A 416-nucleotide genomic window follows, 5' to 3' on the forward strand; every position below is an offset into this window, starting at 1 on the left:
TCTCTGAACGACTGAAACGACTGGCACAAAACGTTGTCGACCGGTTCCGCAGCAGCGCCATCGTTGACGTTGAACTTCACCAACTGGATTCATCCAAGGTGCTAGAGGCCATCTATGGGCAGGACGTCCGAGAACTCCGAGAGACCGTTCTTGAGTATCTTCGCCTCAAGGGTTTCGTTCTATTCCTCTTCGACAATCTCGACCGCTTTTGGACGCCCGGGGGCTTCACCGACGACGATGCCCTGATAGTGGTCGGGCTGACGGAGTCAATGCAAGAGATCGCGCGGAAGTTCCGTCGGAAGTCGCTTGAATTTAGGTGGGCCATTTTTATTCGGAGCGACGTATACGAGTTCCTAATACGCGGGATGGCGGACTACGGAAAGTTGGCTGTCCAAAGCATTGAATGGTCCGATCGC

At 54.1% G+C, this 416-nt stretch carries 1 pseudogene; it reads left to right on the top strand.

The annotated features are described in order from the left end of the window. A pseudogene (locus tag EN935_RS41700) lies at nucleotides 1-416 on the top strand (hypothetical protein); the annotation flags it as partial.

Source organism: Mesorhizobium sp. M7D.F.Ca.US.004.03.1.1 (assembly GCF_003998635.1).
In the GTDB taxonomy this organism is placed as follows: domain Bacteria; phylum Pseudomonadota; class Alphaproteobacteria; order Rhizobiales; family Rhizobiaceae; genus Mesorhizobium; species Mesorhizobium loti.